The 21,420-nt window shown below is 31.6% G+C and carries 17 protein-coding genes and 1 riboswitch; of the genes, 14 read left to right on the top strand and 3 right to left on the bottom strand.

The features are described from left to right. Positions 1 to 7: 7 nt before the first annotated feature. A riboswitch (purine riboswitch) is annotated at positions 8 to 109 on the top strand. 109 nt (positions 110 to 218) lie between these two features. After that, positions 219 to 1,616, top strand: a complete 1,398-nt coding sequence (locus tag ACWJKE_RS04645; RefSeq protein ID WP_216303564.1) for an NCS2 family permease — start codon at positions 219 to 221, stop codon at positions 1,614 to 1,616. Positions 1,617 to 1,729: 113 nt separating this feature from the next. Here the strand turns inward: ACWJKE_RS04645 and ACWJKE_RS04640 are convergent, their stop codons facing one another. Then, on the bottom strand, positions 1,730 to 2,554 hold the full coding sequence (locus ACWJKE_RS04640) for an MBL fold metallo-hydrolase (RefSeq protein WP_216303563.1): 825 nt from the start codon (positions 2,552 to 2,554) through the stop codon (positions 1,730 to 1,732). 231 nt (positions 2,555 to 2,785) lie between these two features. Between ACWJKE_RS04640 and ACWJKE_RS04635 the strand changes: the two genes are divergently transcribed. Next, the gene (locus ACWJKE_RS04635) at positions 2,786 to 4,276 is read left to right on the top strand and encodes a Na+/H+ antiporter NhaC family protein (RefSeq protein ID WP_216303562.1); all 1,491 of its coding nucleotides are present in this window, start codon (positions 2,786 to 2,788) and stop codon (positions 4,274 to 4,276) included. Between the two features lie 172 nt (positions 4,277 to 4,448). Here ACWJKE_RS04635 and ACWJKE_RS04630 read toward each other — a convergent pair whose 3' ends face one another. Further along, entirely contained in the window at positions 4,449 to 4,766 is a 318-nt protein-coding gene (locus ACWJKE_RS04630) for a hypothetical protein (RefSeq protein ID WP_220286805.1), read from the bottom strand. A 243-nt stretch (positions 4,767 to 5,009) separates the two neighbouring features. Between ACWJKE_RS04630 and ACWJKE_RS04625 the strand changes: the two genes are divergently transcribed. From ACWJKE_RS04625 to ACWJKE_RS04595, 7 genes are all read left to right on the top strand, one after another. Then, on the top strand, positions 5,010 to 5,768 hold the full coding sequence (locus tag ACWJKE_RS04625) for an exodeoxyribonuclease III (RefSeq protein ID WP_216303560.1): 759 nt from the start codon (positions 5,010 to 5,012) through the stop codon (positions 5,766 to 5,768). A 26-nt stretch (positions 5,769 to 5,794) separates the two neighbouring features. Continuing rightward, the gene (locus ACWJKE_RS04620; RefSeq protein WP_216303559.1) at positions 5,795 to 6,808 is read left to right on the top strand and encodes a WG repeat-containing protein; all 1,014 of its coding nucleotides are present in this window, start codon (positions 5,795 to 5,797) and stop codon (positions 6,806 to 6,808) included. Between the two features lie 145 nt (positions 6,809 to 6,953). Next, on the top strand, positions 6,954 to 9,332 hold the full coding sequence (locus ACWJKE_RS04615; RefSeq protein ID WP_220286806.1) for a U32 family peptidase: 2,379 nt from the start codon (positions 6,954 to 6,956) through the stop codon (positions 9,330 to 9,332). Between the two features lie 50 nt (positions 9,333 to 9,382). After that, positions 9,383 to 11,749 carry an endonuclease MutS2 gene (locus tag ACWJKE_RS04610; RefSeq protein WP_462953906.1) on the top strand — a complete coding sequence of 789 codons (2,367 nt, stop codon included), beginning with the start codon at positions 9,383 to 9,385 and terminating at the stop codon, positions 11,747 to 11,749. Positions 11,750 to 11,763: 14 nt separating this feature from the next. Further along, positions 11,764 to 12,225 carry a 2-thiouracil desulfurase family protein gene (locus ACWJKE_RS04605; RefSeq protein ID WP_165413608.1) on the top strand — a complete coding sequence of 154 codons (462 nt, stop codon included), beginning with the start codon at positions 11,764 to 11,766 and terminating at the stop codon, positions 12,223 to 12,225. A 12-nt stretch (positions 12,226 to 12,237) separates the two neighbouring features. Then, on the top strand, positions 12,238 to 13,251 hold the full coding sequence (locus ACWJKE_RS04600) for an alpha-hydroxy-acid oxidizing protein (RefSeq protein WP_216303555.1): 1,014 nt from the start codon (positions 12,238 to 12,240) through the stop codon (positions 13,249 to 13,251). Positions 13,252 to 13,489: 238 nt separating this feature from the next. After that, complete coding sequence (locus ACWJKE_RS04595; RefSeq protein WP_462959196.1) at positions 13,490 to 14,335, top strand: hypothetical protein; 846 nt, start codon at positions 13,490 to 13,492, stop codon at positions 14,333 to 14,335. Between the two features lie 19 nt (positions 14,336 to 14,354). On the opposite strand, the gene ACWJKE_RS04590 is transcribed toward ACWJKE_RS04595, so the two are convergent. Continuing rightward, positions 14,355 to 15,845: an aminotransferase class I/II-fold pyridoxal phosphate-dependent enzyme gene (locus ACWJKE_RS04590; protein ID WP_165413611.1), complete on the bottom strand. Its 1,491-nt coding sequence runs from the start codon at positions 15,843 to 15,845 to the stop codon at positions 14,355 to 14,357. Between the two features lie 409 nt (positions 15,846 to 16,254). Between ACWJKE_RS04590 and ACWJKE_RS04585 the strand changes: the two genes are divergently transcribed. The 5 genes from ACWJKE_RS04585 (at position 16,255) to ACWJKE_RS04565 (ending at position 21,371) form a co-directional block, all read left to right on the top strand. Continuing rightward, on the top strand, positions 16,255 to 17,985 hold the full coding sequence (locus ACWJKE_RS04585; RefSeq protein ID WP_216303553.1) for a phospho-sugar mutase: 1,731 nt from the start codon (positions 16,255 to 16,257) through the stop codon (positions 17,983 to 17,985). A 150-nt stretch (positions 17,986 to 18,135) separates the two neighbouring features. Then, entirely contained in the window at positions 18,136 to 19,206 is a 1,071-nt protein-coding gene (locus ACWJKE_RS04580; protein WP_216303552.1) for a tetratricopeptide repeat protein, read from the top strand. Next, positions 19,206 to 19,877 carry a YveK family protein gene (locus tag ACWJKE_RS04575; RefSeq protein WP_165413614.1) on the top strand — a complete coding sequence of 224 codons (672 nt, stop codon included), beginning with the start codon at positions 19,206 to 19,208 and terminating at the stop codon, positions 19,875 to 19,877. The genes ACWJKE_RS04580 and ACWJKE_RS04575 overlap by 1 nt, the downstream gene beginning before the upstream one ends. 12 nt (positions 19,878 to 19,889) lie before the next feature. After that, a complete protein-coding gene (locus ACWJKE_RS04570) occupies positions 19,890 to 20,573 on the top strand; it encodes a CpsD/CapB family tyrosine-protein kinase (protein ID WP_220319734.1) in 684 nt (227 codons plus the stop codon). A 21-nt stretch (positions 20,574 to 20,594) separates the two neighbouring features. After that, the gene (locus ACWJKE_RS04565) at positions 20,595 to 21,371 is read left to right on the top strand and encodes a tyrosine-protein phosphatase (protein WP_216303550.1); all 777 of its coding nucleotides are present in this window, start codon (positions 20,595 to 20,597) and stop codon (positions 21,369 to 21,371) included. The last annotated feature ends 49 nt before the right edge of the window (positions 21,372 to 21,420 follow it).

Genomic DNA, 21,420 nt, shown 5'->3' with positions numbered 1-21,420 from the left:
TTTTGAAAAATGAATAATAATAATAATCCGTATAATCTTGATAATAAGGTTCAAGAGTTTCTACTAGAAGGCCATTAACCTTCTAACTATGGATTAATCCTATAAGTAAAGATTTTTACTGAAATTATGCCCGTGGATTAATCCTATCCATGGGCATTTTTTTTTGCTTAATAAGGATTTATAAATTCAACATTATATTTTACCTAGGAGGAAATGGCATGAAATCATTTTTGCAATCATTTTTTAAACTCAAAGAAAATAATTCAAACGTTAGGACCGAAATATTAGCGGGTGTTACTACCTTTATTACTATGGCATATACTATATTAGTAATTCCTAATATTTTAAAGTTTAGTGGTATGAATCTTCCTGGAATAAAGGGCGATGGTGCTGCAGTTTTTACAGCAACAAATGACCCTGTGGTAGGAGCAATTTTTACAGCAGTATGTGTAGGCTCTGGAATTGGTACTATTTTAATAGGTACCTATGCAAATTTACCTTTTGCAATTGCACCAGGTATGGGATTATGTGCTTTCTTTACATATAGTGTATGCTTAACACTCGGCTATACTTGGAATCAGGCTTTAGCAGCTGTATTTATTTCTGGAATTTTATTTATAATAATTACGGTTACTTCAATACGCGAAAAAATAGTAGATGCGCTACCAGCAAATCTCAAGATAGCTATTTGCGGTGGTATAGGATTATTTATTGCGTTAATAGGTTTTAAAACTGGAAGCATAGTAGTTCCGAATCCAGGAACTCTTATAAGTTTTGGTGAATTCACAAATCCACACGCTGCTCTTACAATTATCGGTATAATTATAACAGCAATTTTAATGGCTAGAAATGTAAGAGGAGCTATGCTTATTGGAATAATCGCAACGACAATAATTGGAATACCTATGGGTATAACAAATTTAGCTGGAATAAAGCTCTTAAGTACACCACCATCCATTGCTCCAACTTTTATGGCTTTTGACTTTAAGGGTCTTTTAGGAGCTGGAGGAGCAGGTGTTATAGGAGCGATAACTAGCATAATTATGGTGGTTTTAACTTTTAGTTTAGTAGACTTATTTGATACAATTGGTACTTTGGTTGGAACAGCAGAAAAAGCCCAGATGTTAGATGAAAATGGAAAAGTTCGAAATATGAGAAAAGCGCTCTTATCAGATGCTATCGCAACAACTATAAGTGCCTGTATTGGTACACCCACTATGGCAACTTATGTTGAATCTACTGCGGGCATAGCTGAAGGAGGAAGAACTGGGTTAACATCTTGCGTGGTAGGCGTTTTATTTCTATTCTCTTTATTCTTTGCAGGTATAGTTGGGATAGTGCCACCAGAAGCAACAGCACCTGCGCTTATAATGGTTGGAGTCCTTATGATGGGTGCAGTTACTAAATTAGATTTTGATGATTTTACAGAAGCACTTCCAGCTTTTTTTACTATGGCTATAATGCCTTTTAGCTATAGCATAGCTAATGGTATAGCGGCGGGAATAATATTTTACCCTATACTTAAGGTTAGCACAGGAAGAAGGAAAGAAGTTCATCCAATAGTTTATGTGCTTGCAGCGTTATTTATTTTAAGATTTATCTATCTACCGGATTAAGAAGTTATAGTTAATTAATTAAAGATATCATAAATATAACTTCTTGTTTATAAAAAAACAGGCCTAGACTTATTTGAAAGTTCTAGTGCCTGTTTTTTATTTTGTTTAAATCATTATAATTTTACAGTTTGACCGATATCAATAATTTTTATGCTTCCATCATTTATTCTTTTTAAAGTATCACAGGTAACCTCATCTTCATCCTGAGCTAAAATATAGGTTTTATAATGAACTGGGATCATGATTTTAGCTTCTGTCATTTTAAACATTTTAAAGCTCTGCTCAGGAGTACAATGCATTTCTTGAAACTCATCAGGTTTATAGCAGCCTACAGGCATGATAGCAACATCTGCTATTAAATTTTTATATGTATCAGTATATGCAGTATCACCAGCAAAAAAAATCTTTTTTGAACTACTTTCAATTATATAGGAATTGCTCTCAGCTTCAGCTCCCCAAGGATAACGTCTACCATCATGATTTGCTTTTAAAGCCTTTATTTTTATGTGATTATCATTATACGTTTCATCATTGTTTAGAAGAATTATACTTTTAAAACCTAAAAGTCTTAAAGGAACCTTTAGGTTTTTAGGAGCAATAATTATAGCACTTTTATTTAGTTTCATTAGAGTGGAGTAATTCATATGATCCATATGACCATGAGACAGCAATATATAATCAATATTAATGGAGGCTAAGTTTAAAGATGGTTTAACTAATCTTTTTAATTGACCAAGATATATACTAGTTACAGGGTCAGTTACTATAACCTTACCACTTAAATTAATAACTACAGTAGCATGGCCTACCCAATGAATAGAATTTGTTACTACGGGCTCATACGATGGCACACTAATGGGATTGAAGTACAATTTAAAGTTTCTACGATGTAATTCATACATATATTTAAAGATTTTCGGGAATTTATTAAAGCTCATTTTATACCTCTTAATTTTAATATATTCGTTTTATAATAAGATTAAAAAATCTAATTTAATTATAACATAACCTGCTATATTATATATATATATGTATTAAATTACTAAATAAAAAACAATTGAACTAATATAATATATAATATATAATGTACACAAGAAAGTGTGTACATTATATATTATATACGTATTCTATTATTTATGTAAACGGAATCAAAAAAGGGGGACTTATACATGATTGGCTTCTTAAACGCTTTACTAAAAATATCACCAGTATTTTTAATGGCAGGATTAATGATGTCTAAAATGGATGCATTACTAGCGGCACCAATAGCAACTATTTACGCAGCTATAATAGCATCATTAGTATGTAAATTTAAATTTAATGACATTGTTGATGGTGCGGTGGATAACGTAAAAGAAATGCAATTAGTTTTCTTTATACTGATGGCAGCTTATGCAATGGCAGAGGCTTTTATGTCAACAGGAGTGGGTGCATCAATAATTAATTTCTCATTAACACTTGGATTAACAGCTAGAACTGTAGCTGTAACAGGATTTATGGTAACGGCAGTGCTTTCAGTTGCAACTGGTAGTTCATGGGGAACCTTTGCAGCTTGTGCTCCGATTTTTCTATGGCTAAACCATATAGTAGGAGGAAATTTATTACTTACTACAGCAGCAATTGCTGGTGGAGCTTGTTTTGGAGACAATATAGGGCTTATTTCTGACACAACGGTCGTAAGTTCAGGTATTCAAAAAGTGGAAGTTATTGATAGAATAAGGCATCAAGGTGTTTGGTCACTAATATGTTTAACAATAACTGCAATTATGTTCTATGCTGTAAGCGTTGGAATGGGACTTCCAACAGTAATTGGTAATGCAGCGGATGCAATAGATAAAATTCCAAAAGATGTATGGGTATCACTTGAAAAAGCTAGACCTTCAGCAGTTGAACTTTTAAATCAAGTTAAAACCGGGGTTCCATATTATATGGTAATTCCATTATTGGTTGTACTTGTAGTAGCAATTAAAGGACTTCCAACACTTGCATGTTTAGGGCTTGGAATAATAACATCTTTAATCCTTGGATTGACAGCGGGAACAGTAGAATCTGTACCTCAATTTTTAGGATTAATGAAAATAGGTTTCGCAGATGCAGGTTCATGGGTTATTGTCATGATGATGTGGGTTGGTGCCTTTGGAGGCATCATGGGTAAAATGGATGCATTTGCTCCGTTATCAAGATTAGTTTCTAAAATTTCAAAAAATGTACGCCAACTTATGTTTTGGAATGGAATGTTGTCAATTTTAGGTAATGCTGCATTAGCAGATGAAATGGCACAAATAGTAACAGTTGGACCAATAATCAAAAATTTACTTGAAGATAACGTAGAGGGTAGCGAAGAAGATATGTATACATTACGTTTAAGAAATGCTACTTTCGGTGATGCGCTTGGTGTATTTGGGTCACAGCTTATTCCATGGCATGTATATATAGCTTTTTATATGGGGATAGCTTCATCAGTTTATCCACTTCACAAGTTTGTACCTCTTGATATAATAAGATATAACTTTATGGCTATGGTGGCAGTAGGTTCATTATTACTACTTACTATAACAGGACTAGATAGATTTATACCATTATTTAAATTGCCGACTGAACCCAATGTTAGATTAAAGAAAAATATTAAGATGGATAGTAAAGATGAATTATCTGCTTAAATGTAAAGTTTTAATAATATGTAATAAAACACTATATTGTAAATATACAATATAGTGTTTTTATTAAATATCAAAAAAATAATGAATTTGCTTAAATTAGCTCCTGCGGAGCTGAAGTCGTTAAATTGAGGAAAAGAAAAATTTTATATAAACATACTAGTTGATAAATAATTTAATAGTTATTCATGGTAAAATGTTTATCTATAATCATTTTTGAATCTTCTTCGGAGTCTTCTTGAAAATTTTCTTGGAAATTTTCTTCGAAATCTTCGTTTTTTTCTGGTTTTTGTCCCCATTTAACTTTAATTGAGAAATCACCATAATTTTCGTCCCTAACAAATTTAAATTCATAACCTAATTCTTCATTGTCAGGTATTAAAACACGGGTTCCGTCTATTTTGAGTTTGTCTTTGAATAATCTTATAACTTCATCTTTTAGGAAAAAGTAAAACTCTTCTTTGCTTCCAACATATCTTTCTATAGAATTCATGTATAAACCCCCTTTCATTATAATAATATTCAGATTTAATCATAAAGGTGATAGTAATTGTGTGTATTTTTACTAAAAAGCAATTTTTAAATATAGCGAAATTAGGATATAATACTTGTTGATAGGCATAGCTAAATAAATAATTCAATAATATTCAATAATATGATATATTAAATAAAGAATATATGAAAATTATATAGGTAATGCACTTGTATGAAATAACTGTAGAAGGAAGGTTTTTTTATGAAAATTTATTCATGGAATGTAAATGGCATAAGAGCTATAAAAAATAAAGGATTTATTGAATGGATTAAAGAAGAACAGCCAGATATTTTATGTGTTCAAGAAACTAAAATCCAAGAAAACCAAATAGTTGAGGAGCTTAAAAATATAAAAGGTTATTACTCATATTTTTCGTGTGCGGAGAAAAAGGGGTATAGTGGTGTAGCTACTTACACTAAGGAAAAACCAATATCTGTTACGTACGGTATTGGAATAGAAAGATTTGATAGTGAGGGCAGAATATTAATAACTGAGTTTGAAAAGTTTACTCTATTTAACATATATTTTCCTAATGGGCAGAGAGATGAAGAAAGGTTAAATTATAAAATGGACTTTTATGATGCACTGCTCTCCTACTGTGAGACGCTTAAACTAAAAGGGAAAAAATTAATTATTTGTGGGGATTACAATACTGCACACAAAGAAGTAGATCTTAAAAATCCAAAAGCAAACGAAAAATATTCAGGGTTCTTACCGGTAGAGAGAGCTTGGATGGATAAATTTATATCATATGGTTATGTTGATACTTTTAGATATCTCCACGGGGCAGAAACCAAATATTCTTGGTGGAGTTATAGATTTAAGGCTAGAGAAAAAAATGTAGGATGGAGAATTGACTATTTTTTTGTAACTGAGGAGTTAGTAAGTGAATTAAAAGAAGCTAATATTTTAAATGATGTTTTAGGATCGGATCATTGTCCTGTGAGCATTATTTTATAGATATATATAAGAAAGGAAGTTATAGTATGAAGAATGAGAAAACATTATATCCTGTGAAATCAAAAAAAAGGTATGGGTATATAGATAAGGAAGGCAATGTAGTTATAGAATGTAAATATAATTATGCTGAGGAGTTTGAAGGCGAACTAGCCATAATTGGAATAGAGGAAAAGTATGGATTTATTAATAAAGCTGGAGAGGTTGTAATAGAACCTAAATATGATGAAGTTCAACAGTTTAGCGAAGGATCTGCAGTAATAAAGTTGGAAGGAAAGAAAGGCTATATTAATTTAAACGGTGAAATTATCGTTGAGCCTAAATATGATGAAGCTAACTACTTTATGGAGGGAAGAGCAGCAGTAAAGAATGGATATATGTGGGGATATATAGATGCTGAAGGTACGGAAATAGTGCCGGTAAACTTTTTAGATGCAAGCGACTTTAGTGAAGGGTTAGCAGCAGTGCAAATAGGTGGTAGAATAGCTTATATTGATAAATATGGAAAAGTTATAATAGATGCGATCTATGAGTATGCCCATGCATTTAACGATGGGATGGCATCTGTTTGCGCTAATGGAAAGTATGGCTATATAAACAATAAGGGAGAAATAATTATACCCCTTCGATATAATGTTTGTGGGGAGTTCAATGATGGACTCGCACCAGTTGAAATGAGGGAAAAATACGGCTATATAGATTGCAGCGGCGAGCTTATTATAAAACCTAAGTTTCAATGGGCAGATAGTTTCTATGAAGGCATAGCTGTAATTTGTGAGAATGAAAAATATGGTTGCATTGATAAAAATGGAAGCATTATAATACCCACTAAGTTTGAAGATGTAGATATTATGAGTGAAGGTTTAATAGCAGCTCAAATAGGAGAAAAGTGGGGTTACATAGATTGCGTTGGGGAAATAGTTATAGAGCCAAGTTTTGAAGAAGCATATGAATTTATTGGTGGAATTGCAAGGGTTGAATTAGGTAAAAGAATTGGATATGTTAATAAATTAGGGGAATATGTTTGGAAATTACAATCATAAAATTTTAATGAATGGAAGTTTCTTAAGTCTATTATAATTAAATAAGTATTGAAACCTCTACTGGAAATCCAGTGGAGGTTTTGTTGTATTGATGACAACATTTACTGTATAATAAGACTTACAACACTAATTAGGAGAGATGTAAATGGAAAAGATTGAATTACTAGCCCCTGCTGGAAGTATGGAAAGCGTATATGCAGCAGTGCAAATGAGGGCAGATGCAGTTTATATAGGAGGAAGTAAATTCTCAGCAAGAGCTTATGCTTTTAATTTTGATAATGAGAACCTCGCTCGGGCAGTAGATTACTGTCATATTTATGGAGTTAAAGTATATGTTACTTTAAACACATTACTAAAGGATAACGAATTAAAAGAAATTATGGAGTATGTAGGCTTTTTATATAGTGTAGGAGTAGATGCACTGATTGTTCAAGATACAGGATTAATATACTTAATAAGAAATAATTTTCCTGATTTTGAGCTTCATGCGTCCACACAGATGACGATTCATAATGGCGAAGCTGCCTTGTTTTTAAAAGAGATGGGATTTACTAGGATAGTTCTCTCAAGAGAGCTTAGTTTAAAAGAAATTGATTACATATCTAACACTTTAAAAGTGGAAACAGAAGTTTTTGTTCATGGAGCTTTATGCATATGTTATTCGGGACAGTGTCTTATGAGTAGTATTATTGGAGGGCGGAGTGGAAACAGGGGCAGATGTGCTCAACCCTGCAGATTACCTTATACACTAACAGATAAAAACACTGACAAAATGTATAAGGCATACCTTTTAAGCCCTAAAGATACTTGTACAATAGAAAACTTAAAAGATATAGCTAAAAGTGGCACGTCTTCACTAAAAATTGAAGGAAGAATGAAAAAACCGGAATATGTTGCAGGTGTTGTGGAAATATATAGACGAGCGCTGGACAATATTTGTAATAATAAAATACAAAAATTAGATAAGGATACTAAAGTTTTAACACAATTATTTAATAGAGAAGGGTTTTCAAAAGCTTACCTATATGGTAATAAAGGAAAAGATATGATGGCATATAAAGTGCCTAAAAATTCTGGGCTACCAATAGGCATCGCAAATGATGATTTGTCAGTAACACTTTTAGAGAATGTAGCATTAAAAGATGGTGTAATGTTTTTAGAGGATGGGTTTGCTATTTCAAAAATAATAAAGAATGGAATAGAGGTCGAAAATGCAGTGACCTCCGATAGAGTTTTATTAAAACCAGCTAAATTTAAAGCTGGAGACTTTTTATACAAAATTTCTGATGTTAAGTTAATGGATGATCTTTCAAATAGGTATAAGGATAAATTTAAGAGGAAAATAGAAATAAATCTTTCGATTGAGTTCGCCACAAATAAGCCTTTAAGTATAAGTACAAGTTATATGGGAAAAGGCTTTAATGTTAAGGGAGATATTGTTCAAGAAGCTTTAAATAAACCACTTGAAAGAGAACGTATAACCAAAAATCTATCTAAAACAGGAGATACTCCTTTCAAAATAAATGAAGTGAATTTTGAAAGCTTTGAAGAAGGTTTTGTGCCAATGGCAACATTGAATTTAGTTAGGCGAGAATTAATAGATGACGTTCAAAATTATATAATAGCAAAATATAAAAGAGAAAAAAATAATGTGCAGATTAATTACAATAAAGGACTTAGCCTACAGGGAGAAAAGAATTATTTAGAATTTAATGAGAATAAAAATAACATTATACCTGAGACACTTATATATGTAACAAATGAAGAGCAATTAAAAGCGGTACTTGAAATGGGTTTTGATAATATTGCTATAAATCCTTTTATGAGAAGATGTAACATCAACTTTAATGAGTATGATGTAAATATTTATTTTAAGGTTCCCAATATTATCAAAGAAGAATTTGAAAGTATTTGTGAATTTATTGAGAATAACTTAGGTAAATTAAAAGGTATTATTACGGCTAATCTAGGAATAATTAGTAGATTTAATAAAAAAATCACTGTAATTGGGGATTATAAATTGAATATTTTTAATAGCTATGCAGGAGATTTTTACAAGGATTTTCTAACGGGAACTTGTATTAGTGCTGAGTTAAACCAAATGGAAATCAAGAAAATTGCAACTAAAAGTTCTTTGCCACTGCAAATTATGATTTACGGAAAATATGAGCTTATGGTTAGTGAATATTGTGCTATAGGAAGCGTTTTTGGAAACAAGAGTGATAATAATACCTGCAAAGAGAAATGCATCAAAGGATTGTATACACTTAAAGATAGAATGGGCGCAGAATTTAGTATTGATACTGACAAATATTGTAGAAGCTATATTTATAACAATGTGCCTGTGAATTTGATCTCAAATATGGATGAAATAAAGAAAAATAATATTTCCTCTTTTAGATTAGATTTTATCCATGAAAATTATGAGGAAACTATAGAGGTTCTTAGAAATTATATCAATAAAGAATGGCAAGGAGAATTTAAAAATTATACTAGAGGGCACTATAAAAGAGGAGTCGAATAAATAATAGTAGGCGTTTAAATTTTTTAACAAAGGAAAGATGGTGAATTATTATGAATACAAAATCATTAAAGGTTTTAGAATACTATAAAATTAAAGAAAAAATCAAAGCATACACGCACACTACGGCAGGTAAAGACCTTATAGAGGGTTTGGAGCCTTACACTAATATTTATGAAGTAAAAGAACACTTACAGGAAACTAATGAGGCATTACTGCTTTTATCAAAAAAAGGAAGTGCACCATTTGAAGGTATATATGATGTTCGATCTGCAATAATAAGGGCATCAAAAGCAGCATCACTTATGCCAACGCAGCTTTTGAGGATAGCGCAAATGCTTAGGTGTGCTAGATTATTTCAAAATTATGTTGGTAACAAGTCAGATGAGCAGTCCTCTAGAGTTTTAGAAGATATATGTATTGGGATTGTCCCAATAAAAAAATTAGAAGATGAAATTTTTATAGCAATAATTAGTGATGAAGAAATTTCTGATAGGGCTAGTAGTTTGCTTTTTAGCTTAAGGAAATCTTTAAAAGAGAAAAATGCTTCAGTAAAAGATAAGGTAACTTCACTAGTTAGATCAAATGCAAAATATCTTCAAGAAAGCCTTTATACTATAAGAGGGGATAGATACGTAATTCCTGTTAAAATAGAACATAAGGGTAGTGTGCCAGGAATTGTGCATGATCAGAGTTCTTCAGGGGCTACACTATTCATTGAGCCAATGAGTTTAGTGAACCTAAATAATGAAATTAAGGAAATTATGCTAAAGGAAAAGGCTGAGGTTGAAAGAATTTTGGCTGAATTATCCTATAAGATATATGAAAATATAAATATTGTTGGTAACAATGCAAATATAGTATGGGAATTAGATTTTATTTTTGCAAAGGCAGGGTATGCAATAGAAATTAATGCTATTATTCCAGGGGTTAATGAAGAGGGAGTAATAGATATAATTGAAGCAAGGCACCCTTTGATAGATCCGTTGGTTGTAGTACCTAGTAATATTTATTTAGGAGGAGAATTTACTTCACTAGTAATAACAGGACCCAATACCGGGGGTAAAACAGTAACTTTAAAAACTGTAGGCTTAATTCAGTTAATGGCTATGAGTGGGATTTTAATTCCAGCTAGAGAAGGGTCCATGGTAAGCTTTTTTCATGAGATTTTCGCAGATATAGGTGACGAGCAAAGCATAGAGCAAAGCTTATCTACCTTTTCTTCCCATATGGCAAATATAGTAAATATAATTGAAAAAGCAGATATAAAATCTCTAGCTCTATTTGATGAATTAGGAGCTGGAACAGATCCTACAGAGGGAGCAGCACTTGCTGTTTCGATTCTCGAAAATTTAAGGGCAAGAGGTACAAAAGTAGTTGCGACTACCCATTATAGTGAATTAAAAGGATATGCTTTAAAAACTACAGGGGTTGAAAATGCTTCTGTAGAATTTAATGTAGACACGTTAAGCCCAACATATAGACTGATAATTGGAGTACCAGGTAAATCAAATGCTTTTGAAATATCTAAGAGACTAGGTCTCCCAGATTACATTATTAAAAATGCAAAAGAGAATATTTCTAAAGATACATTAGAGTTTGAAGAATTAGTTCAAAGTTTGCAAGAAAAGAGCATAAAGGCAGAGCGTGATGCTAGGGAAGCTGAAGCTTTGAAGCTAGAAGCTAGTAAGTTAAAAGACAAATACCAGGAAAAATTATATAAACTTGAAAACATTAGAGAAAATGCAATGTATGAAGCTCAAAGGGAAGCAAAGAGACTTATAAAAGATGCCAAGGAAGAATCAGATGTCATTCTTAAAAACATGAGACAACTTGAAAAGCTTGGATATTCCTCTGAAGCAAGGCAAAAGCTTGAAGAGGAAAGAATGAAAATTAAAAATAAGCTTGAAACATTAGATAGACATGTAGAAAAAAGCAATGACGAACTAGGAGAAAAATTAAAAAATGTAAAACAAGGTCAGGAAGTATATTTACCATCTCTTAACCAAAAGGTTATTGTAATCTCAAAACCTGATAAAAAGGGTGAGGTGCAGGTTCAAGCTGGCATTATGAAGATAAATGTCAAAGTGGGTGATCTGAGAGAATCAAAGCTTACGCAGGAAGATAAGAAAAAGGCAAAGATAATTAAGAGAGAAATGAAGCTAAATATAAGAAGTGTGTCAACTTCTGTAGATTTAAGAGGTATGGATTCGGAGGAAGCTCTTTATACTGTTGATAAATATTTAGATGAAGCTTGTTTAGGAGGACTTAAAGAAGCTACAATTATTCATGGCAAGGGGACAGGAGTTTTAAGAAAAGCTATTACAGATATGTTAAAGAGGCATGGCCATGTTAAAACATATAGATTGGGAAATTACGGTGAAGGCGGTAGTGGAGTTACTGTAGTAGAACTAAAATAAAGGATGGTTATGATATGATTATTGCAAGTGCTTGTTTATGTGGAGTTAATTGTAAATATAATGGTGGCAATAATTTAGATTTAAGGGTGCTTAAACTATTGAAAGAAGGAAAAGTTATGCCTGTTTGCCCAGAACAGTTAGGGGGACAAGAAACCCCTAGGGCTCCTCATGAAATTGTAAACGGGAATGGTAGAGATGTGCTAGAAGGTAAAGCTAGAATTCTTGGGCCAGAGGATGATGATGTAACTGCAAAGTTTATAAAAGGGGCTTATGAAACTCTTGAAATTGCACAAAACGTTGGAGCTAGTATTGCTATTTTAAAAGCACGAAGTCCTTCTTGTGGAACTCCCCAAATATACGATGGAACTTTTAGTGGAACCAAAAAAAAAGGTAATGGAGTTACTGCGGAGTTATTATTATCCAGGGGTATAAAAGTTTTTACAGAAGAAAATCTAGATGATTTAGATTATAACTAAGGGGGAAATAAAATGAATTATAAAGATGTTTTAAAAGATGCTAGAGGGAATTTAAACAAAAGCTGTAGAGTTTGTCCTATATGTAATGGAGTAGCTTGTGCTGGAGAGGTACCTGGAATGGGCGGAAAAGGAACAGGGGATGCTTTTAAAATTAATATAGAGTCACTGGCAGCTTATAAACTTAATATGAGAACTATACATGATGCAAAAAATCCAGATACTTCTATAGAATTATTTGGAATAAAAATGGATATACCTGTATTTGCAGCTCCCGTATCTGGAACTACTTTAAACATGGGTGGTAAATTTAGTGAAGAAGAATATATATCTTGGGTTATTAGTGGATGCCTTAAGGGTGGTATAATCCCAATGGTGGGAGATACTGCTGTAGATTCTTTTTTTACAACTAATCTTTGTGAATTAGAAAAACAGGGTGGAAACGGCATTGCAATAATAAAACCTTGGGAAAATGCAAACGTTATAGAAAAAATTAAATTAGCAGAAAAAGCAGGCGCATTTGCTATAGGTATGGATATAGATGCTTGCGGTCTTATTACGTTAGCACTTCATGGCAAACCAGTTATGCCTAAAACCGTAGAAGAGATTAAAGAAATTGTTGAATCAACGAAGCTTCCATTTATTTTAAAAGGAATAATGACAGCAGACGAAGCAAAACTTGCGGTGGATGCAGGGGTATCCGCAATTGTAGTGTCAAATCATGGTGGGAGAGTATTAGACCAAACCCCGGGTGTAGCAGATGTTCTTACGGAAATTGCGAAGGAAGTTAAGGGTAAAGTAATTATTTTAGCTGATGGTGGAGTTCGAAGTGGAGCAGATATACTTAAAATGCTAGCACTAGGTGCAGACGCGGTACTTATTGGGAGGCCATTTGTAACCGCATCATTTGGAGGCAAGGCTGAAGGCGTAAAATCTTATATTGATTACCTTAGAGGTGAATTAAAATCAGCTATGGTGCTTACAGGGTGTAAATCTATACAAAATGTTAATAATAGAATTTTATATTAAATTTATTAAAAGGTCACTGAAATATTGTGATCTTTTTAATTCTCTACTCCTTTTAGTAGATTAAATCATCTCCTGCAGAGCTTCACAGCTTCGAGGAAGATGCATCTACAACTTCAGAAGGAGATTTATACTCCCACTTATAGAAGTAGGAGACTTTCCTTCTGAAATGTCGTTAAATTGGCAAAAACATTTGTAAAAGCCTTAGAATCGTAAATGAGAAAACAAAGGAGGAATAAAAATGCCAATATACATACTAGCATCTAAAGAAATATTAGAGCATATAAAGCAATATACAAAGAAAGGTGAAGTAGTTAGGATCTCTACCCCTTTAGAATATAATAATATATTATATAGAGAGATTGTATTTTCTAAGAAATTGTTCGGAAATTTTCGTAAAGAAAATTTGGGATATCTTTATATTAATGAAAAAAATGAATTTGCTACTGAAAAATTTTTACAAGAAAGACTAGCGAAATTAGCTTATTTTTCAGAAATATTTTATAATACAGAAAACAGAGCATGCATAGTAAATTCATTTCAAGATGAATCTACAGTTGAAAAGGATAAGAAAGAGTATAAATTAGTGGCTAAGGGTTTAGAGTTATTAACTAAAGAAGGAGTTGTGGACTCAGAGCAGGTAAAACAAATTGTTACTCAATTGCCTGATATTAGAAAAAAGAATAATGAAACTTTAAAACAACTTATAGATAAATCTCAGGAATTTAAAGAGGAGAAAAAATATTTTAATGAACATATGTTGGAAGAATTATTGCCAACATACAGAGATGCCTTAAGCATAAATTTACAAAAGATAAGATTGGTATATTCTGCAAGCGAATGCTATGAAAATATTAAAAGAATTTCCGAAAATAAGAGAAAACAAATGTCCATTAGGCTTAATCAAAAATTAGCTGAACCCTTAAAAAAGATAATTCATGTTATGGAGTATTTTATTAAAACAGTTAATACCTGTGAAAAAATAAGTGAAATGCAAGACACTGAATATTTCAAGTATTTAGGAACTATTGAAAAAGCAAATGTTGATTATAGAGTAAAATTGAATAGAAGAAAAAAGAACTCCTAAATCAGGAGTTCTTTTTCTTCTATTCAACAGTTATATAAACAGCATCTTCTTCTCTAACAACTTTTATATATTCAACTTCAGGGTCTTCAGTTCCTTGAACATATAATCCAGTGTTTTTCAATTTTTCAACATAATCTACGATTTCTTGAGTTATTCTCTCACCGGGGCAAAGTACTGGAATGCCAGGTGGATAAGCCATCAAGAATTCTCCGCTTATCATACCAACACTATTTTTGATTTCAACAGCAGTGTTTACGCTGTTGAAAGCCTCGCGTGGAATTTGAACTTGCTCTGGAATACTAGGAATATCAATAAAATCAGATTTTATTGTGCCTTTGCCATAGTACTCATTGCTTATTTCTACTAAAGCTTGAAGTAATTGCTCCATTCCATCTTTTGTATCTCCATACGAACCAACGGCTAATATGTTATAAAGATCAGATAATTCCATTTGGATATGATATTTGTTAGATAAAATCATATCCAAGTCATAACCAGTTATTCCTAAATCTCTACAAGTTATTGTTATTTTAGTTGGATCAAAAGCGTAAGCACCAAAACCATCTAAAACCTCTTCGCCAAAACAATAAAATCCTGGGATTTTATTTACTTCATTTCTTACATAATTACATAAATCAATAGTTTTTTCTAAAAGCTGAGTGCCCTCTAATGCAATTTGTCTCCTAGCACAATCCAGTGATGCCATTAGAATGTAGGAAGGTGACGTTGTGTGCATTAGGTTTATTAGTTGTTTAACTCTAGCGGGGTTAACACGCTTTGAATTAACATGTAGCATTGAACTTTGAGTTAATGAACCTATAATTTTATGAGTGCTTTGAGCACAGATGTCTGCACCAGCTTCCATTGCTGACATTGGTAATTTGCTATTAAAATTAAGATGAGGGCCATGAGCTTCATCAACTATAAAAGGAATATCGTATTCATGAACAATATCTGCAATTTTCTTAATATCAGTGGAAACTCCATAATATGTTGGGTTAATTATAAGTACAGCTTTTGCATCAGGATTATTCTTTAAGGTTTCTTCCACTGTTTCTGGGGAAACTCCATGAGCAACACCTATTTTTTTATCTAGTTCTGGTTGCATATAAACTGGAACTGCACCTGATAAAATGATACCACCAGTTATGGATTTATGTACATTTCTAGGTACAATGATTTTATCACCTGATCCAACTACAGACATAATCATAGCTTGAATAGCGCCAGAAGTTCCGTGTACTGAGAAAAATGATGCATCAGCACCATAAGCATCCGCTGCTAATTCTTGTGCCTTTTTGATAGGTCCAGTTGGGTGGTGAAAACTATCAACAAGTTTAAAAACCGTAACGTCAATTTTAAAAGGGTTTTCCCCCATAAAATTTCTAAATTGTTCATCAGCGCCTATTCCTTTTTTATGCCCAGGTACGTGAAAAGGTAAGGTTTCTCTGTCTACATATTCCATTAGAGCATCAAATAGTGGAGTTTCATTTTGATTTAATCTATACAATCTATACACCCCTTTCAAAAGAATTTATATTAGAAAACATTTAAATAAATAACGAGTCAGTATGTTAGACTATTATATCCTAGTCTATTTATTTAAATGTTCCAAATTTTTAAAACTGTTCTTTATAGTATATTCATTCAGCCAATTTATAATTATAAATGATTAGATATATAAATGCAATTATAATCTTCAAATAAAAGATAATCATGTCGTAAATGCTAGGCAATTAAGCTTTTTAGTAGAAATACAGTAATTGAAAACATGAAAAAGTGGGTTATTTGTAAAAAATGCCTTTTATTTGTAATGCATTGATAGTATAATATAATAGACTAAAGATAGATTAGGAGGAATAGAAAGGAAGATAATAATTGTTTGCTTCCTCAGGGGAATATAAGGAGGGTAATATAAAATGTACAAAGAAAAATATAAAAGTTGGATTAATTCTAATTTGATAGACTTGAAATTAAAGAAAGAGCTAGAGCAATTAGTAGATGAAAAAGAAATTGAAGATAGATTTTATAAGGATTTAGAGTTTGGTACAGGGGGATTAAGAGGTGTAATTGGAGCAGGAACAAACAGAATGAATATACATACCATAGGTAAAGCTACTCAAGGGTTAGCAGATTATTTGAACTCAAGATATAAGGGGAATATATCAGTTAGCATAGCGTATGATTCAAGAAATATGTCTAAGGAATTTGCAATAGCTGCTGCAGAAACTCTTTGTGGGAATGGTATTTTCGTTAATTTATTTGAACAATTAACACCAACTCCAATTTTATCTTATGCTGTACGCGCACTAAAAAGTAAAGCCGGTATTGTTATTACAGCATCACATAATCCTAAAGAGTACAATGGATATAAGGTTTATGGAGATGATGGTGGACAAGTCACTGATGAAGCTGCAAGCCAAATTATAAATTGTGCAGCTAGCATAAAAGATTTTTCTAAGGTTAAAACTATGGAGTTTCATAAAGCTAAAACCAATGGAATGTTAACAATAATTGGAGAAAATCTTTATTTATCATACATTGATAAGGTTAAAAATTTAACTATGAGAAAAGACCTAGTTAAGGAATGTGCCAAGGATTTAAAAATAATTTATACTCCTATTCATGGATCTGGAAACGTACCTGTGAGGAGAGTTTTAAAAGAATTAGGATATGATAATGTATTTGTTGTAAAAGAGCAGGAAATGCCAGATGGGAATTTCCCTACGGCGCCATATCCTAATCCAGAAGAACCAAAGGTATTTGAATTGGCGCTTATTATGGCAAAAGACATTAATCCTGACATTATTTTTGGTACGGACCCTGACTGCGATAGGATTGGAGTAGTAGTTAAAGACAAAGAAGGAAAGTATAAGGTTCTTACAGGAAATCAGACAGGTGTATTATTAAGTAATTATATTTTAAATTCATTAAGTGAAACTAATGGGTTGTCTAAAAATGGCGTAGTAATAAAAACTATTGTTACTACAAATATGGTAGAGAGTATTGGGAAAAAATATAATGTTGAAGTGTTAGATGTACTCACAGGATTTAAATATATTGGAGAAAAAATTAAAGAGTTTGAAAATGCGGGTGAAAAAGAATTTATATTTGGTTTTGAAGAAAGCTTTGGTTATTTAGCAGGAAATTTTGTGCGTGATAAAGATGCAGTAATAGCTGCAATGCTAATTTGTGAAATGACACTCTACTATAAAAACAAAGGCATGAGTTTGTATGATGCTTTGATGGATATTTATAAAGAACATGGATACTACGAGGAAGGTTTAGTTTCAATAGAACTTGCAGGAAAAGATGGCGCAGAAAAAATAGGTAATATAATAGAACATTTAAGACATTCAATGAATGGCTTAATAGGTAATAACAGAATTATAAAAAAAATGGATTATAGAGCTGGTTTAGAAGTGGATTTAATCACAAATAAAGAAAAAATAATTAAATTGCCAAAATCAAATGTATTAAAGTTTGTCTTAGAGGATGGTTCTTGGTTTGTAGTTAGGCCTTCTGGAACTGAACCAAAAATGAAAATTTATTTATCTGTTAAAGGGAATTCATTAGAGAATACATATAAAAAAATAACTGAGCTAAAAGAAAATGTTATGTCAATATTTGATGAAGCAGGCATAAATTAAAAACGTATCGTAGGTAGTTATTAAATGCATAAAAAACCATAATTTTCATTTTTATGATTTTATATGGTTTACAAAACAACCTCAGTATACTATTATTATTAATAGTAACATTTGTAGCATAAATTTTTAAACCAGTAGGAAGGTGTAATCATGGATATTAAAACATATTTTTCTGAAAAATTATCAGTTCTTCTTTTTCTAGAAATAAAAAAAGACAGCAAAATTAATGATTTTGTGATTTTGGAGGACATATATTTCCCAGTGAGAACTAATGAGATAATCCAAAAAGTAAAGAATAAAGAAGATTTCGATAATATACCAGTTAATCTATTTATAGAAGGGATGTTCTATGTTTTAGGAGCAGATGAACTTTTTAAATACAATAAAGAGTATAAACAAATTATAAATACTATTCCAAATTCAATAGGATTTATTAAGGGCGTGATATTTAAAGAAATTCAGAATGAAAAGTACGAAGAAGCATTTATCTTCTTAAAAGGATTGTTAACTATAGAAGAAAATAAAGATAATTACGATAAGATTTTTTTGTTAGTTGATAAATTAAGAGCTACAAATAGTATATTCAAGGATGAGCAACTAAAACTTGTAGAAAAAGCTAAACAAATCACTAATTACAGTAATCCATATTTATATGAGGCGCTAGTTTTAAATAGTGAAAGTAAACATGAATTAGCATTAATAGCAATAAGCAATTATACTATAAATGGTGGAGAACAAACGGAAGCGGTTATTGAACTTAAAAACGATTTGGAAACCATAACAAATTTTCAAAAAGCGAAAGATTTAGTATCTAATGACCCTAAAGGTGCACTTGAAATTTTTATTCCTTTAATGGAACAATTAGGAGATAGAGCAGATATATATTATCACACTGCTGTAGCATACAGGAATTTACAAAATTATGAGAAGGCTATATACTATTTAAACGAAGCACAAGCAATTGACAACGATTTGATAGAGGTAGTAAATGAATTTGGTATTAACTATGCTTGTCTTGAAAATTACGAAGCAGCTATTCAATATTTTAGGAAAGCATTTGAGGTTACAAAGTCTATAGAGATATGTACAAATCTTGTTATGTGTTATTTAAATGTTGAAAACTTTGCGCAGGCGAGAATACATTTAGATATGGCTAAAAAAATAGATCCACAAGATGAAATTGTAATGCAACTAGAAAATCAATTGGCGGAGGGTAAATAATGGAGTTAGTGGAGTATTTTAATATTATAAAAAAGAGGTTACTATTAGTAATTTTAGTAACAATAGGAGCAACGGTGCTTAGTGGGGTTTTAAGCTATTTTGTTATTACACCTAGTTATAAATCTGATATATCAGTAATAATTGGAAAACCAGAAAGTAAATCTGCGGCGCCGCAGGATAGTTATAATGATGTAATTATGTATCAAAAATTAGTCAAAACTTATAGTGAATTTTCTAAATCACGAAAAGTTTCAGAACATGTCATTAAAGCACTTAAGTTAAATATAGAGCCTAATCAGCTTCAAGGAATGATATCAGTAGCACCTAAAGGAGATACTGAATTTTTAACGATAACAGTTAAATCTAAGGATCCCAAAGAAGCTATGAACATTGCTAATCAGTTAGCGAAGTCATTAAAATACATAAGTAACGATGTCAAAAAAGTGGATAATGTACAACTTTTAGATGAAGCACTACAACCTACAAGACCAGATAGTCCAAATTCAAAGTTAAACATAGCAATTGCATTTTTTATTGGACTAATGGTTTCGCTTGGAATAGCATTTTTATTGGAGTACTTAGATAACACTGTAAAAAGCCAAGAGGACATAGAAAAATTAACTGGGTTACCAGTTATAGGTATTATTCCTTTAACTCAAGATAAAAAATAGGAGGGTGAGAATATGTTAAAAAAATTAGTAACATTAAGAAATCCAAAATCTAGAACGGCAGAAGCTTTTAGAACATTAAGAACAAATATTCAATTCTCTTCCTTGGATAAAGAATATAAATCCATAGTAGTTACTTCATCTGGCGTTGGAGAAGGTAAAAGTACAGTAATGTCAAATTTAGCTATAACTATGGCTGAAAGTGGTAAAAGTGTTATTCTTGTAGATTGTGATTTTAGAAAACCTTCAATCCACAAGAAAATGGGAATTACCAATTCTGTAGGATTAACAAATATATTAGTTCAAGGTGTGAAAAAAGAGGAATGTGTTGTTAAGTCAACTGTTAATAATCTTTTTATACTAACTAGTGGTCCGGTGCCCCCAAATCCAGCAGAATTATTAGGAAGTAAAAAAATGCGGGACTTTATTGAAGTGCTAAAAAGTGAATTTGATTTAGTTCTTATTGATGCACCACCAGTTCTTGCGGTAACGGATGCACAAATTATATCTACAATAGTAGATGGCGTGATTTTTGTAGCTTCATATGGTGAGGCTCAAAAAAAAGCATTGGTAGATGCGAAACAATTGATTGATAAGGTTGGTGGAAAGATACTGGGAGTTGTATTTAATAAAGTTCCTCAATCTGTAAGCGGTTATTATGGAAAATATTATAAGGGCTATTATGGAAATGAAAACTAAAGGTTTAAAAGGTGTAAATTTATGATAGATTTTCATAGTCATATAATATATGCTATTGACGATGGATCAAAAAACTTAGACATGTCCATAGAAATGTTGAAAACAGCAGATAGTGAAGGTGTAGAATATATTTGTGCTACTCCTCATTTTATAACTGAAGAATTTGAATTTAGTCACGAGGAATATATTGAAAAAATAGATAGATTAGTTTTAGCCTCTAGGGAAGAAAATCTTAATATTAAGATTTTATCTGGACTAGAAATTTATATGCACCCCGATTTGCCAAAACTCTATAAAGAAAAGAAGATTTGGGGAATTAACGACTCGGAATATCTACTTATTGAGCTTCCTATGGGGCAGTTTCCTCTGTACACTGAAGATGTATTTTATGAGTTAATGTTACTTGGGGCAAAACCCATTTTAGCACATCCAGAGAGAAATCTTAGGATTATGAAAAATTATGATTTAGTTATTAATTTAATTAACCAAGGGGTATTGATGCAAATAAATTCTGGTAGTTTATTAGGTGATTATGGTAAGGAAGTTAAAAAAACAGCTGAAGAATTTGTAAAAAGGAACATGATACATTTGGTGGGTAGTGACGGACATAATATTACGAGCAGAAAAACGAAGATAAAAGAAGCTTATGCAATTATAAAACATAAAAATCAAGCTGTATATAACTGGATTGCTGAAAATCAAACTAACATTATTAATAATGTTTCCTCATTGGAAGTCTTAGAAATAAAACTTAAAAAAGAAAAAGGCAAGATTTCATTTTTAAGTTTTATCAAATGAATTTTGAGAAATAAGGTTGAAATATAGAAATGCATTATTTGAGGGGAGA

The organism is Clostridium sp. CM036 (genome assembly GCF_055081135.1).
This window is presented reverse-complemented; position numbering and strand designations above follow the sequence as displayed.

What these genes read in the sequence shown, in the direction of transcription:
- ACWJKE_RS04585 (WP_216303553.1), top strand. Translation starts at nt 16,255, where the DNA reads ATGTACAAAGAAAAATATAAAAGTTGGATTAATTCTAATTTGATAGAC.
- ACWJKE_RS04595 (WP_462959196.1), top strand. Translation starts at nt 13,490, where the DNA reads ATGCCAATATACATACTAGCATCTAAAGAAATATTAGAGCATATAAAG.
- ACWJKE_RS04575 (WP_165413614.1), top strand. Translation starts at nt 19,206, where the DNA reads ATGGAGTTAGTGGAGTATTTTAATATTATAAAAAAGAGGTTACTATTA.
- ACWJKE_RS04600 (WP_216303555.1), top strand. Translation starts at nt 12,238, where the DNA reads ATGAATTATAAAGATGTTTTAAAAGATGCTAGAGGGAATTTAAACAAA.
- ACWJKE_RS04630 (WP_220286805.1), bottom strand. Translation starts at nt 4,766, where the DNA reads ATGAATTCTATAGAAAGATATGTTGGAAGCAAAGAAGAGTTTTACTTT.
- ACWJKE_RS04620 (WP_216303559.1), top strand. Translation starts at nt 5,795, where the DNA reads ATGAAGAATGAGAAAACATTATATCCTGTGAAATCAAAAAAAAGGTAT.
- ACWJKE_RS04605 (WP_165413608.1), top strand. Translation starts at nt 11,764, where the DNA reads ATGATTATTGCAAGTGCTTGTTTATGTGGAGTTAATTGTAAATATAAT.
- ACWJKE_RS04570 (WP_220319734.1), top strand. Translation starts at nt 19,890, where the DNA reads ATGTTAAAAAAATTAGTAACATTAAGAAATCCAAAATCTAGAACGGCA.
- ACWJKE_RS04580 (WP_216303552.1), top strand. Translation starts at nt 18,136, where the DNA reads ATGGATATTAAAACATATTTTTCTGAAAAATTATCAGTTCTTCTTTTT.
- ACWJKE_RS04610 (WP_462953906.1), top strand. Translation starts at nt 9,383, where the DNA reads ATGAATACAAAATCATTAAAGGTTTTAGAATACTATAAAATTAAAGAA.
- ACWJKE_RS04640 (WP_216303563.1), bottom strand. Translation starts at nt 2,554, where the DNA reads ATGAGCTTTAATAAATTCCCGAAAATCTTTAAATATATGTATGAATTA.
- ACWJKE_RS04625 (WP_216303560.1), top strand. Translation starts at nt 5,010, where the DNA reads ATGAAAATTTATTCATGGAATGTAAATGGCATAAGAGCTATAAAAAAT.
- ACWJKE_RS04645 (WP_216303564.1), top strand. Translation starts at nt 219, where the DNA reads ATGAAATCATTTTTGCAATCATTTTTTAAACTCAAAGAAAATAATTCA.
- ACWJKE_RS04615 (WP_220286806.1), top strand. Translation starts at nt 6,954, where the DNA reads ATGGAAAAGATTGAATTACTAGCCCCTGCTGGAAGTATGGAAAGCGTA.
- ACWJKE_RS04565 (WP_216303550.1), top strand. Translation starts at nt 20,595, where the DNA reads ATGATAGATTTTCATAGTCATATAATATATGCTATTGACGATGGATCA.
- ACWJKE_RS04635 (WP_216303562.1), top strand. Translation starts at nt 2,786, where the DNA reads ATGATTGGCTTCTTAAACGCTTTACTAAAAATATCACCAGTATTTTTA.